At 62.2% G+C, this 13,247-nt stretch carries 12 protein-coding genes; 4 read left to right on the top strand and 8 right to left on the bottom strand.

Annotated elements, in window-relative coordinates:
* Positions 1-6 precede the first annotated feature (6 nt).
* From V1278_RS16990 to grxD, 4 genes are read right to left on the bottom strand one after another with little or no spacing between them, the layout of a single operon-like run.
* Entirely contained in the window at positions 7-1,314 is a 1,308-nt protein-coding gene (locus V1278_RS16990; RefSeq protein ID WP_334381620.1) for a serine hydrolase domain-containing protein, read from the bottom strand.
* Positions 1,295-2,578, bottom strand: coding sequence for a serine hydrolase domain-containing protein (locus V1278_RS16985; protein ID WP_334381619.1), 1,284 nt, complete (start codon positions 2,576-2,578; stop codon positions 1,295-1,297). Before V1278_RS16985 ends, V1278_RS16990 begins: the two co-directional genes overlap by 20 nt.
* Before the next feature lie 42 nt (positions 2,579-2,620).
* Complete coding sequence (locus V1278_RS16980) at positions 2,621-3,175, bottom strand: O-acetyl-ADP-ribose deacetylase (protein ID WP_334384197.1); 555 nt, start codon at positions 3,173-3,175, stop codon at positions 2,621-2,623.
* Complete coding sequence (gene grxD, locus V1278_RS16975) at positions 3,172-3,510, bottom strand: Grx4 family monothiol glutaredoxin (protein WP_334381618.1); 339 nt, start codon at positions 3,508-3,510, stop codon at positions 3,172-3,174. The genes V1278_RS16980 and grxD overlap by 4 nt, the downstream gene beginning before the upstream one ends.
* 301 nt (positions 3,511-3,811) lie before the next feature.
* On the opposite strand from grxD, the gene egtB reads away from it, so the two are divergent.
* Complete coding sequence (egtB, locus tag V1278_RS16970; protein WP_334381617.1) at positions 3,812-5,062, top strand: ergothioneine biosynthesis protein EgtB; 1,251 nt, start codon at positions 3,812-3,814, stop codon at positions 5,060-5,062.
* 48 nt (positions 5,063-5,110) lie between these two features.
* Positions 5,111-6,082 carry an L-histidine N(alpha)-methyltransferase gene (gene egtD, locus V1278_RS16965; protein WP_334381616.1) on the top strand — a complete coding sequence of 324 codons (972 nt, stop codon included), beginning with the start codon at positions 5,111-5,113 and terminating at the stop codon, positions 6,080-6,082.
* A gap of 969 nt (positions 6,083-7,051) precedes the next feature.
* On the opposite strand, the gene V1278_RS16960 is transcribed toward egtD, so the two are convergent.
* Positions 7,052-8,230 carry a low temperature requirement protein A gene (locus V1278_RS16960; RefSeq protein ID WP_334381615.1) on the bottom strand — a complete coding sequence of 393 codons (1,179 nt, stop codon included), beginning with the start codon at positions 8,228-8,230 and terminating at the stop codon, positions 7,052-7,054.
* Between the two features lie 22 nt (positions 8,231-8,252).
* Complete coding sequence (locus V1278_RS16955) at positions 8,253-8,507, bottom strand: BolA family protein (RefSeq protein WP_025590827.1); 255 nt, start codon at positions 8,505-8,507, stop codon at positions 8,253-8,255.
* 185 nt (positions 8,508-8,692) lie between these two features.
* Here V1278_RS16955 and V1278_RS16950 point away from each other — a divergent pair, with 185 nt between their 5' ends.
* Entirely contained in the window at positions 8,693-9,052 is a 360-nt protein-coding gene (locus V1278_RS16950; protein ID WP_334381614.1) for a DUF427 domain-containing protein, read from the top strand.
* A gap of 144 nt (positions 9,053-9,196) precedes the next feature.
* Here the strand turns inward: V1278_RS16950 and V1278_RS16945 are convergent, their stop codons facing one another.
* Positions 9,197-9,370 (bottom strand): DUF1328 domain-containing protein, encoded by a 174-nt coding sequence (locus tag V1278_RS16945; protein WP_028349982.1) that lies wholly within the window; start codon positions 9,368-9,370, stop codon positions 9,197-9,199.
* A 186-nt stretch (positions 9,371-9,556) separates the two neighbouring features.
* Between V1278_RS16945 and V1278_RS16940 the strand changes: the two genes are divergently transcribed.
* On the top strand, positions 9,557-10,741 hold the full coding sequence (locus tag V1278_RS16940) for an acyltransferase family protein (RefSeq protein ID WP_334381613.1): 1,185 nt from the start codon (positions 9,557-9,559) through the stop codon (positions 10,739-10,741).
* Between the two features lie 155 nt (positions 10,742-10,896).
* On the opposite strand, the gene purL is transcribed toward V1278_RS16940, so the two are convergent.
* Positions 10,897-13,104, bottom strand: coding sequence for a phosphoribosylformylglycinamidine synthase subunit PurL (gene purL / locus V1278_RS16935; RefSeq protein ID WP_334381612.1), 2,208 nt, complete (start codon positions 13,102-13,104; stop codon positions 10,897-10,899).
* Positions 13,105-13,247: the final 143 nt, after the last annotated feature.

The raw sequence follows: 13,247 nt of genomic DNA, 5'->3' as shown, positions 1-13,247 counted from the left end.
CGATTGTCAATCCTTGCGCAGACCTTTCCCAAGCGCCTCGTACATGATCGTCTTCAGCGCCAGTTGAATTCGCCCGCCCTGCGTCGGAGCCTGCACCATGAAGACAACGAGCAAGTCGTCCTGCGGATCGACAAAATAGAAACTTCCGCCTGCGCCATCCCACCGGTATTCGCCGAGCGGCCATGTCGTGTTTGGCGGCGGTGAGGTGCGCACGGCAAAGCCAAGACCGAAGCCGCTGGATGGGCCCGGAAAGTAAAAGGGATCATGAATGATCCTGGTTTCAGGACCGATCTGATCCGAGGTCATCTGCGCGACTGTCTCGGGCTTGAGGTACCGCTTGCCGTCCAGCGTACCTCCATTCAGCAGCATTTGCAGGAATCGGGCATAGTCGGCGGCCGTCGAGACCAGACCCGCGCCACCAGATTCCCACCGCCGCAGCACTGTCGGGTCTCCGATTCCGGCCACCCGAAAACGATCAACGGGAAATGGCTGGGCGATGCGCGGCCACTTCGCGTCATCTGCGACATAGTATGCGGTCTCGGACATGCCTAGCGGATCGAACAGTCTCTGCTTCTCGAATTGAAACAGCGTCTGCCCCGAGACCACCTCGACGACGCGGCCGAGCACGTCGGTCGAGTGGCTGTAGTTCCAACGCGTTGCCGGTTGATCGGCGAGCGGCAGTACCGCAATGCGGTCAGCGAATTCAGCGTTGTCGAAGTCGCCGGCGTATAATCTTGGATTGGCATAGAGTTTCTGCACCGCGGTTTCGCCGAAGAAGCCGTAAGTGATGCCGGACGTATGCCGCAGCAGATCCCTGATCGTGATCGGGTGCTTCAGCGGCTCGAGCTTGAGCGGGTACTGTCCTGCTTCATCGGAAAGATCGACACCGACTTTCGCATCCGCAAAGGCACGAATGTATTTGGACACGGGATCGTCGAGGGCCAGCTTCCCGTCGTCGATCAGCATCATCGCGGCGACCGAGGTGACGGCCTTCGACATCGAATAGATCTGGAAAATGGTGTCCGGCGTCATCGGCTGGCTGGACGCAGGGTCCCGCACGCCGAAACATTCAAGATAGACTGATTTGCCGTGCTGCTGGATCAGAAGCACCGCACCGGGAATCTTGCCGGCCGTGACCTCGCTGCGAACGTAGTCACCAATCCGGTCAAGGGCCGCTCGCGAAAAAGTTGGCGCGGCTGCCATTTTCGGCTCGGCCCGCGCCTCCTGCGGCTGGCCGCCGACCAGGGAAACCACAAGCACCGCCGCAGCAAGGCAACGCCCTGCCGTGGTGCCATCAGTTCTCCAGCGCTTCATAGACCAACTGCTTCAGCGTCCGCTGGATGCGCTGGCGTTCCGTCGGCGTCTGCTCGAGCAGCACGAAGAACATGTCCTGCTTGCGGTCGACCACGAAATAGCAGCCGCTGGCGCCATCCCATTTCAATTCGCCAAGCGATCCCGGCGGCGGCGGCTTGGCATTGCCCGGATCGGTGCGCACCGCAAGGCCGAGGCCCATTCCGAAGCCGTCCCCGGGGAAATAGAAATAGTCCCGCTCGACCCCAGACCCGGGGCCGACATAGTCGGTCGTCATCAGCTTGAACGTTTCGGGTTTCAGATAGGTCTTACCCTCGAACGTGCCGCCATTGAGCAGCATCTGCGTAATGCGGCGGTAGTCCGCCATCGTCGAGTACATGCCGCCGCTGGCGAATTCGATCTTTTTGACATTGGTCGGGTTGGTGTCGCGGCCGACGCGAAAGTTGCTGTCGTTGGGTACCGGCAGTGCCATCCGCTTCTGCTTCTCCGGATCGGTGATATAGAAGCCGGTGTCGACCATGCCAAGCGGATCGAGCAGCCTTTCGCGCATGATCGTGAACAGGGATTTTCCCGACGCGACTTCCATCACCCGCGCCAGGATGTCGGTGGAATGTCCGTATTGCCATAGCGCGCCCGGCTGGTTGTGCAGCGGCAGTTTGGCGATCCGCTCGGCGAACCCGGCCAGATCGAAATCTCCGTCATAGATATTGGCGGCCGCATAGGCCTTGCGGACCAGGGTGTCGCCGTAGAAGCCGTAGGTGATCCCCGACGTATGCACCATCAGGTCGCGGACGGTCATCGGCCGGCTCACTGGCACCAGCTCGAGCGTCTTGGTGCCGTCCTCGGCCTTCTTCTCGACACCGACCTTCACATTCGCGAAGGACGGAATGTACTTTGAGACGGGATCGTCGAGCTTGATCGTGCCGTCTTCGATCAATTGCATGGCCACGACCGACGTGATCGCTTTCGTCATCGAGAACAGGCGGAAGATGGTCTTGTCAGTGATTGGCTTCTTGGACTCCACGTCCTGAACGCCGAAGGTTTCGTGATAGACCGGCTTGCCATGCTGCTGGATCAGGACGTTCGCACCCGCGATCTTGCCGGTCGCCACCTCGTTCTTGAAGAATTCGGTGATCTTCGTAAGCTTGTCCTTGTTGAAACGCGCGCCGGCGGGAATGTCGAAGGTGCCTTCGGCGCGGACTTGCGGCGTAACCGCCAGCATCAGCGCGCCGCAGGCAAGCGCGCGCAGCATTTGACGCAAGTTCATTGGAACCCCCTCCAGAATTCGGAAAGGAGTGTAGCTGCGGCGTCAGTCGGCGCAAGGGCTGCCAAAGGCTGCCAGCGCCTGTTCATGCAGCAGGCCGCCGTCAGGGGAGAAACAGCAGAAGATGACCCTTGTCACGGCAGGCGCCGCGGCCAGTCCATCGACGACGGTTGCGACGGCGATGCCCGCCGCACGGTCGGCAGGGAAGCGATAGACGCCCGTAGAGATCGCGGGAAATGCCAGAGAGGAGAGCGCATTGGTCTGGCAGAGTTCGAGGGAGCGCCGATAGCAAGAAGCGAGCAACCCGTCCTCTCCAACATTGCCGCCGTGCCAAACCGGCCCGACGGCGTGGATTACATGCCTGGCCGGCAACCGGTATCCCCGGGTGATCTTGGCGTCGCCGGTCGCGCAGCCGTTTAGCGTGCGGCACTCGGCAAGCAGTTCAGGTCCTGCCGCCCGATGGATCGCGCCATCGACGCCGCCCCCGCCGAGCAGGGACGAGTTCGCGGCGTTGACGATGGCGTCAACGCGGAGCGTGGTGATGTCGGCAACAATGACTTCCAGCCGCGCCTGGCCGACCTGGCGCGCCAGCCCGCTCAGGCGGAAGCCGCCGCGTTGACGGTGACGCCCTTGTCGACAAAGAGCTGCTGCAATTCACCGGCCTGGAACATCTCGCGGATGATATCGCAGCCGCCGACGAATTCGCCCTTGACGTAGAGCTGCGGGATGGTCGGCCAGTTCGAATATTCCTTTATGCCGTTGCGAAGCTCGGCGGATTCCAGGACGTTCAGCCCCTTATAGCCGACGCCGATGTGATCGAGGATCTGGACCACCTGGCCTGAGAAACCGCACTGCGGAAACTGCGGCGTGCCCTTCATGAACAGCACGACGTCGTTCGACTTCACTTCGTTCTCGATGAATTGTTCGATGCTCATATTGCTTCCTTTTGGGGCTCAGCCCCCTGCGGCGTCGCGTAACGGGCCGGCTCGTCCATGTAACCCGGATACTTGTCATATATGTAGCCCAAACCGTTGTTCATCCAAAGTAAAATGGCGAAGAGCTGGCATGCGCGGGGTCGCCTCAGGGCGCCCGGGCAACCGCAGCCCATAGAATGACAGCATTAATGTCATAGCGCGGGCAGGCTTTTTTCCCGCAACGGAACCCCTATCTAGGACGGACTGCCCGTCAGGAACCAGTTTGCCAGCCTAACGTTCTCTCCTTTCACTGGAGATACCTGTGACGAAACCAGTATCCGCCGCCGCGTTCGCCGCCCCTGCCCCGTCACTTTTCTCGGATTCCGCCGCCCTCGCCCAGAATTTGGTGGAAGCCTATCTGGCCGTCCGCGGCGAGACCGAGCGCCGGGCCGCTCCGTTGAGCCCCGAGGACCAGCTCATCCAGTCGATGCCGGACGCCAGCCCGGCCAAATGGCACCGCGCTCATACCACCTGGTTCTTCGAGCAATTTCTGCTCGGCGAGCACTGCGAGGGTTACCAGCCCTTCCACCCCGATTATGCGTTTCTATTCAATTCCTATTATGTCAGCGCCGGACCACGGCACGCCCGTCACCAGCGCGGCCATTTGACCCGCCCGAGCGCCGACGAGATCACCGCCTATCGCCGGCATGTCGATGCCGCCGTGGTCAAATTCTTCCAGACCGCCGGCGAGGAGCGCCTCACAAAACTGGTCCCGCTGGTCGAGGTCGGCCTCAATCACGAGCAGCAGCATCAGGAATTGATGCTGACCGACATCCTCCACGCCTTTGCCCAGAACCCGATCCCGCCGGCCTACGATCCATCCTGGCGCCTCCCGACAGCGCACCGTTCGGCAGAGGAGTGGACCACTCTCAACGAGGGCATCCACACCGTGGGCCACGCCGACGACAGCTTCCATTTCGACAATGAAACGCCCGCGCACCGCGCCCTGGTCGGCCCGGTGAGGCTCGCCCGCAACCTCGTGACCAATGCCGAATGGCTCGCCTTCATGCAGGACGGCGGCTACGGCACGGCCACGCTGTGGCTGATGGACGGCTTTGCCACGGCGACCAACGAGGGCTGGCAGGCGCCCGGCCACTGGCGCCAGGTCGACGGCGAGTGGCGGATCATGACGCTCGGCGGTTTGCAGCCGATCGATCCGGCTGCCCCGGTCTGCCATGTCAGCTATTACGAGGCGGACGCGTTTGCACGCTGGGCGGGCCGCCATCTGCCGACCGAAATGGAGTGGGAGGTCGCCGCCCGCGCCGGCCAGCTCAACGATGCCTTTGGCATCGTCTGGCAGTGGACTCGCAGCTCCTACTCCCCCTACCCCGGCTACCGCGCCATCGAGGGGGCGCTCGGGGAATACAACGGCAAGTTCATGGTCAACCAGCTCGTGCTGCGCGGCTCCTCGCTTGCAACTCCGGCCGGCCATAGCCGTATCACCTACCGCAACTTCTTCTACCCGCACCACCGCTGGCAATTCACGGGGTTACGCCTCGCCGATTACGCCTGACATTTTCGATCATCGAAGCGCGCCGGAAAGCGCGTTCAGGAGAGTATCATGAATGTGCATGCCGCCGCTTTGGCCCAAACGCACCCGTTCGACGAACAGACCTCCGCCTTTGCCGGCGACGTGATCGGCGACCTCTCGCAGTTCCCTAAGCGGCTGTCGCCGAAATATTTTTACGATGCTGCGGGCTCCGAGCTGTTCGAGCAGATCACGGTGCTGCCGGAATACTACCCGACCCGCACCGAACTCGGCATCCTGCATAGCCGCGGCGATGAAATCGCCGCACTCATTCCGAAAGGTGCGGCCCTGGTCGAATTCGGCGCCGGCGCGACCACCAAGGTCCGCCTGCTGTTGGAGCGCTGCGATTTTTCCGCCTATGTCCCGGTCGATATTTCCGGCGATTTCCTGAATGCGCAGGCCAGCGGCTTGCGCAAGGATTTCCCCGATCTCGGCGTTTATCCGGTTGCCGCCGATTTCACCGCGCCGTTCGAGCTGCCGGCGGAAATCGCAGACCAGCCCAAGGTCGGCTTCTTTCCGGGATCGACACTCGGCAATTTCGAGCCGCACGAGGCGCGCGCCTTCCTGCGCAGCGCACGCGACATTCTGGGCAAAGGCGCACAGATGATCATCGGCGTCGACCTCGAGAAGAACGAGCGGGTGCTTTACGACGCCTATAACGACGCCGCCGGCGTCACCGCGCGGTTCAATCTCAATGTACTGGTCCGCATCAACCGCGAGCTCGGCGGCAATTTCGACGTCTCCGCCTTCATGCACCGCTCGGTCTATAATCGCGAGCGCCATCGCATCGAGATGCACTTGATTTCCAAGAAGGCGCAGAGCGTGCGCATCCTAGGACGGAATTTTTCATTCCGTCCCGGCGAGAGCATCCACACCGAGTCGAGCTACAAATACAGCTTCGACCGCTTCACCGCGTTGGCGCGCGAGTCCGGCTGGTCGGTGCGGGAATCCTGGAACGATCGCGACCAGATGTTCTCCGTTCACGCGCTGGCGGCGTCGGACTGAGGATTAGAGCGTTTTCAAGCGAAAGCCTGCCCCGGACTTGATCCGGGGTGGACACCGGTTCGCGTCAAGAAAGCGCGTCAAAACAGGAATCTAGAGCCCGGTTCTGATTCAATCAGAACCGAAAGGGCTCTAGCCGCGGGTTTTGCAGCTCACGTCTTGCAGACGGACCGCCTGCGGTCCGGTCGCGGCCTGCGTGTCGGCGCAATGCGGGGAGCGACAGATATCCAATCATCGGACAATCGGTCTGCACCCAACAGCCACGCGTGAATGATCCGCCACTTGTCTTGCCCGCGGGACTGGAAATCCAGAAGCGGAGATCCTGCGTCCTGCAGTTCGTGGAAAAATTTCAAAGAATCTTTTCCAGTCGGTCCGTCCGGCTCGATCATCTGCGTCAAGATCCAGCGGTCCCACTCTTCAATAATGCGTACTCTTGCTTCACTCTGTTTCATAGGCGCGTATTCCCAGCCACGGCTCCCCCGTGGGCACTGACTGATCGCGCTGGTCAAGTTTGATGGAAGGTGCCTACGCCGCCGCGCGTCCCCGCACCTTGCCGGGCGCAGTATAACCAAACTTCTTAACAAGTATTCATCTTTATTACCCCGCCCGCAAAACGGTCCATCTGCGCTGTCGTTTCCCCTTCGAAATGTCCAACTTTTGACGCGGACTCAGCCGAGCCTCCGCGGCAGCATGGCTTGGGGTGAGTTCGTGCCAGGGGATTTCAGTCATGGGCAACGCATTTCCAGCGTCAAGCAACCACGGGCAACGTTCGGCATCTTCGTCTGTTCACAGTGATACGGACACGGGCTGGGATGAGGGAGCAGACACCGAGCGGGCAGCGCTTCGCGAGGAAAATGCGAGGCTCCGCGCTCTCGTCGTCCAACTGTCGGATCTCGTCCTCAGAAATGTCGTCGATCATCACAACTCGCCGCAACTGGTGCCGATGAGGCGGCCCAGGCTGGATTAAAGGCACTATTCTGCCGGGTCGGATCGCAGCGAGACCGTTTCCCACACCGCGACCGCGATCATGATCGCGGTGGTCAGGATCGACAGCATCAACGGCGACAGCTCGCTTGCGAACCAGGCGAGCGCGCAAAGCGCGATGATGCCCGCCCCGTGGGAGAGCTGAAGGAAGCCGCGAAAGCTCAGCTTGAACAGGATGGTCCCGAGCAGAAACAGCAAGGGGCCGCCGATCGCGCTCAGTACGGTCTTGAGATCGGAATGTCCGCCGGGGTGTTTCAGCACCAGTTCGTCCGCCACCGCCGCGACGATGATGCCGGCCACGATCGGCATGTGCAGATAGGTATAGGCGAGCCGCGCCAGCCTTCCCGGCTCGCTCGATTTTGAAAGCTGTTCGGAGCCGGCTTCGGCGCCGATGTGGAAATAGATCCACCACATCGCGATGCTGCCGAGGAAGGCCGAGATGAACGCCAGAACGTTTTCGGTGGTCCAGGTGAGTTCGGCAAAGGTTGCGCCGATCACCACGACGGATTCGCCGAGCGCGATGATGATGAACAGCGCGCAGCGCTCGGCCATGTGGCCGCCTTCGACCATCCAGTCCGCGACCGAGGACGCGCCGTGGCGGGGAATCCAGAACCGCACCGCCGGCGAGATATATTCGATGACGAGCGCAATGGCCCACAGCATCAAGCGCGGCTGCCCCTCCGCTATCCCTCCGGCGATCCAGAAGACGGCCGACACCGAAAGCCAGGCGGCGATCCGGACGGCATTCATGCGTGCCCGCGGCCGCGACGGCGGCGTCGACAACCACAGAAATATCGTCTTGCCGACCTGCATCGCCGCATAGGCGATGGCAAACCATAAGCCGCGCTCGTCAAATGCCTTTGGGATGGACGTCGATAGCACCAGCCCGCCCAGCATCATCGCGAACAGCAGCAGCCGGACCGGGGTCTTTTCGGGATTGAGCCAGTTGGTGATCCAGGTAGTGAATACCCATACCCACCAAACCGCGAGAAACAGCAGCGTGACCTGCAATGCGCCCGGCGGCGTAAAGTGAGCCAGCAGCGTGTGCGAAATTTGCGTGACCGCAAAGACGAAAACGAGGTCGAAGAACAGCTCCGCGTACGTGACGCGGCTATGCTGGTGCGGCACGATCCGGCGAAACAGCGCGCCGTGTGCGTTGTCTGTCATCGATGCCCCCGCCGTCTGGGGACTACCTCTCCGGTACCCCGGGTCCGCCAGGTACCCCGGTCTGCAGCGCCAGCGCATGCAGCAAGCCGCCCATCTGCCCCTTGAGCGACTGGTAGACGATCTGGTGCTGCTGCACCCGCGACTTGCCACGGAACGACTCCGAGATCACGGTCGCGGCGTAGTGGTCGCCATCGCCTGCGAGATCGCGGATCGTCACCTCGGCATCGGGGATAGCTGCCTTGATCATCGACTCGATATCGTGGGCATCCATCGGCATTCCAGCATGTCTCCGTCAGGTGTTTCGAATCACGGCCGGCTCGCGCGACCGTGACGGCCAAACCTAGCGCGTACGCTCTTCTAGGTCACGCCTGGCGGCACTATATTCCGGGCCGAAGCGTTTGACACCGCGAGATCGCGTCGCGCCCGATCATTTCGGGCTGACCGAAAAAGAGGCTCAAAATCATGAAATTGCCCGGTCCCGACCATCCGATCACGATTACGGCAAACCCCAAGCGCGTCCGGGTCTCGGTGGGCGACGTGGTCATTGCCGATACCACCCGCGCGCTGACCTTGAAGGAAGCCAGCTATCCGGCGGTGCAATATGTGCCGCGCGAGGACGCCAACATGGCGTTAATGTCCCGCACCGAGCGGACCACGCACTGCCCCTACAAGGGGGACGCGAACTATTTCAGCATCAACGCCAACGGCAAGAGCCTCGAAAATTCGATCTGGACCTACGAGACGCCCTTCCCGGCCATGGCCGAGATCGCCGGCCATCTGGCGTTCTATCCGGACAAGGTGACGATCGAGGAAGTGGCGTAGTCAGAGGCGATATCATTCCGGGGCGATGCGAAAGCATCGAACTATGGTGCGCAATTGCGCCCCTGAGAATCCAGGGATTCCCCGGGGTGCAATTGCACCCCGGGGATCTGGCGCTTCGCGCCATCCCGGAACGACGGCGTGGAGCTACACCCTGAATATCGTGAGCCCGAGGATCAGGAGCACCAGGAAGATCACGACGAAGACATAGAACAGGAAGCGGGCGATGTCGGCGGAGGCCTCCGAAATGCCGGTGAAGCCGAGGATGCCGGCAACGATCGACACCAGAAAGAAGATCAGCGCCCATTTGAGAATTGTCATTGCGTGCTCCGCGACCTCTGAGGCCGTACCAGAGGTGGCCCCTCAATTTCACCTGACCTAACGGCCGGTTGCACCGCCGGTTCCGATCAGCCCGGAGATGCGGGTTCGCCAGCGCCCCAATTGGGCCTTGCTGAATCAGGTTCCGGGCGGCAACATTTGGCCACACAGCCTGGCTGGGAGGCGCGCATGACATCGATTTCCACCATGGGGCATGCCGACGTGGGCGCAGTGCCCAAGGCCAAATCGCGAAACCTTTCGCTTGATCGCGCGCGCACCTTCCTGACGCTGGTAGTGCTGCTCCACCACGCCGTCATCCCCTATACCTATTTCGGTCATACCGATCCGACGTCATTCTTCGGCTTCGACATGATCGTGCTCGCCACTGACAGTTTCTTCATGGCGATGTTCTTTTTCCTGTCGGGGCTGTTCGCCTGGTCTGGTATCGCCCGGAAGGGACCGCTGAGCTATTTGGCAGATCGCCTGCTTCGGCTTGGCTTACCTTTCGTGATCTGCGCCTTCACGGTCATTCCGCTCGCCTATTACGCCATCTCCCTGCGGCACCATCCCGAGATCGGCTTTTCGGAATACTGGTGGAATATGATCACGAAGGGCCCGTGGCCGAGCGGGCCGATCTGGTTCCTCTGGGTCCTGCTCAGTTTCGACGTGGTGGCCTGCATCCTGTATCGGCTGTCGCCCAACCTGCTCGATCCGATCAACCGCCTCTCGCTGCACGGTCGTCGCCGGCCCGCAGTGTTCTTCGCGGTCATGCTTGCCGTCACCGCCGCGTTCTACATTCCCGGGCTGGTTCACTACGGACATAGCAGTTGGTTCGAGTTCGGGCCGTTCTCGGTCCAGCACGGGCGCGTGATGCTCTATGCGAGCTACTTCTTTTTCGGTGCCGGCATCGGCGTTGCGCAAATGGATCGCGGGCTGCTCGCTGCCGACGGCCGGATGGCGAAGGTGAGCTGGGACTGGATGGTGCTGGCGATCGTTCCGTATTGCCTGTTGTGGGTGCTGATCTTCATCAAGCGCGAAATACTGGGCAACCCGTCGCCGTTGCCGGACTGGTATGAAGCGCTCTACGCCATCTGCTTCACCGTCTTCAGCGTGGCCATCATGTTTCTGATACTGGCCTTTTTCCAGAGGTTCAGGCAATCAGGCTCAGCCAAGCTGCTCGATCCGATGCAGGCGGACGCCTACGGCATGTTCCTGGTGCACTACCCGATCGCACTGTGGCTGCAATACTGGCTGTTCGATTATGAGCTGCCAGCGATCGTCAAGGCCACGATCGGGTTCGTACTGACGGTACAGTTGAGCTGGGGGATCACGCGCGCGCTGCGGCAGATCCCGGGCGCGACGAAGGTGCTTTGAGGAAGCGACACCGGCCTCACACGTCATTGCGAGCCACCCGGTCGGCGCGAAGCGCCGCCGGATGACAGGCTCCGCGAAGTAATCCATCTCGCAGCAAGCGGCGACATGGATTGCTTCGTCGCTTCGCTCCTCGCAATGACGGGGAGAGAACGCGCCTACGCCGCCTTGCCGCTCATGTAGGCCGGCAGCCAGTGCTCGAACGCCGTTTTCAGCGCATCCACAGCGACCGGCGCTTCACCGGCAACCGCGATCGCATCGCCACCCGTGGTGCCGATCCGCGCACAGGGCACGCCGGCGCCCTTCATCTTCGCCAGCACCAGGCCGGCGTCGGCCGCGGACACCGTTACGATATAGCGCGCCTGATCCTCGCCGAACCAGTAAGCGTGCGGCACGATCGCGTTCGGCGCCGCCAACAGCTGCGCGCCGATGCCACTGGCAATCGCCATCTCGGCCAGCGCGATCAGCAGGCCACCGTCGGAGACGTCATGCACCGCGATTGCCGTGCCGGCGTGGATCATGCCGCGGACCACGTCGCCGTTGCGCTTTTCGGCGGCCAGATCGACCGGCGGCGGCGCGCCTTCTTCGCGGCCGCAGATGTCGCGCAGGTAGACGGACTGTCCGAGCCAGCCTTGCGTATCGCCGATCAGGAGGATCGCTTCGCCGGCCGCCTTGAAAGCCAGCGTCGCCGACTTGGTGAAATCGTCGAGCAGACCGACACCGCCGATCGAGGGCGTCGGCAGGATGCCGCGGCCGTTGGTTTCGTTGTAGAGCGAGACGTTGCCCGACACGACAGGGAAATCGAGCGTGCGGCAGGCTTCGGAAATGCCCTTCAGGCAGCCGACGAACTGGCCCATGATTTCGGGCCGTTCGGGATTGCCGAAATTGAGATTGTCGGTGATCGCGAGCGGCCGGCCGCCGACCGCGGTGATGTTGCGCCAGGCTTCGGCGACGGCCTGCTTGCCGCCTTCGAACGGGTCAGCCTCGCAATAGCGCGGCGTGACGTCGACGGTGAGCGCGAGCCCCTTGGGCCCGTCCTCGACGCGCACCACCGCGGCATCGCCGCCCGGACGCTGCACGGTATTGCCCAGAATGACGTGGTCGTATTGCTCCCAGACCCAGCGCTTCGAGCATAGCTCCGGCGTGCCGATCAGCTTCTCCAGCGCCGCGGAAATCCCGATCGGCGCCGTCACCTCGCGTGCCTGCAGCATCGGCAAGGCTGCAGACGGGACGTGCGGGCGGTCATACACCGGCGCCTCGTCGCCCAATTCCTTGATCGGCAGATCGGCCATCACGTCGCCGCCATGCTTGACCACGAAGCGCTTGGTCGGCGTCGTGTAGCCGACCACGGCGAAATCGAGGCCCCACTTCTTGAAGATCGCCTCGGCCTCTTTTTCCTTCTCGGGCTTGAGCACCATGAGCATGCGCTCCTGGCTTTCCGACAGCATCATCTCGTAGGCGCTCATGCCGGTTTCACGGGTCGGCACCGCGTTGAGATCGAGTTCGACGCCGAGATCGCCCTTGGCGCCCATCTCGACCGCCGAGCATGTCAGGCCCGCCGCTCCCATGTCCTGGATCGCGATCACGCAACCCTTTTCCATGATCTCGAGGCAGGCTTCCAGCAAGAGCTTCTCGGCGAAGGGATCGCCGACCTGCACCGTCGGCCGCTTCTCGGCGGAGTCATCGTCGAATTCGGCCGACGCCATCGAGGCGCCGTGAATGCCGTCTCGGCCGGTCTTGGAGCCGAGATAGACGATCGGCATGTTCACGCCGGAGGCTGCCGCATAGAAAATCTTGTCGGTCTCGGCGAGGCCGACCGCCATCGCGTTGACCAGGATGTTGCCGTCGTAGCGGGTGTGGAAGCGCACTTGGCCACCGACCGTGGGCACGCCGAAGGAATTGCCGTAGCCGCCGACGCCGGCCACCACGCCCGACACCAGATGGCGCGTCTTCGGATGCTCCGGCGCGCCAAAGGAAAGCGCATTGAGGCAGGCAATAGGCCGCGCACCCATCGTGAACACATCGCGCAAAATGCCGCCGACGCCGGTGGTCGCGCCCTGATAGGGCTCGATGTAGCTCGGGTGGTTGTGGCTCTCCATCTTGAAGACCACCGCCTGCCCGTCCCCGATGTCGATCACGCCCGCATTCTCGCCCGGGCCCTGGATCACCCAGGGCGCCTTGGTCGGCAGGCCGCGCAGATGGATGCGCGAGGATTTGTACGAGCAGTGCTCGTTCCACATCGCCGAGAAAATCCCGAGCTCGGTGAACGTCGGCACCCGCCCGATCAGCTTGAGGATGCGCTCATACTCGTCGGGCTTCAGACCATGGCTGGCGACGAGTTCGGGGGTGATCTGGGGCTCGTTCATGGGTGCCTTAATAGGAAGATCGAGGGGGTGCGAAAAGGCCTTTTATGGCGCATTTCCGCCCTGTCCAGAGCTTTGCGCGGGCGCGCTTTGCGGGATTGGCGTTTGCACATCGTTCCCGGATCGGATTTAAGGACGGAAACATC

It is taken from the genome of Bradyrhizobium sp. AZCC 1577 (assembly GCF_036924575.1).
In the GTDB taxonomy this organism is placed as follows: domain Bacteria; phylum Pseudomonadota; class Alphaproteobacteria; order Rhizobiales; family Xanthobacteraceae; genus Bradyrhizobium.
The sequence above is the reverse complement of the archived record's forward strand: the minus strand, read 5'-3'. Positions and strand labels throughout refer to the sequence as shown.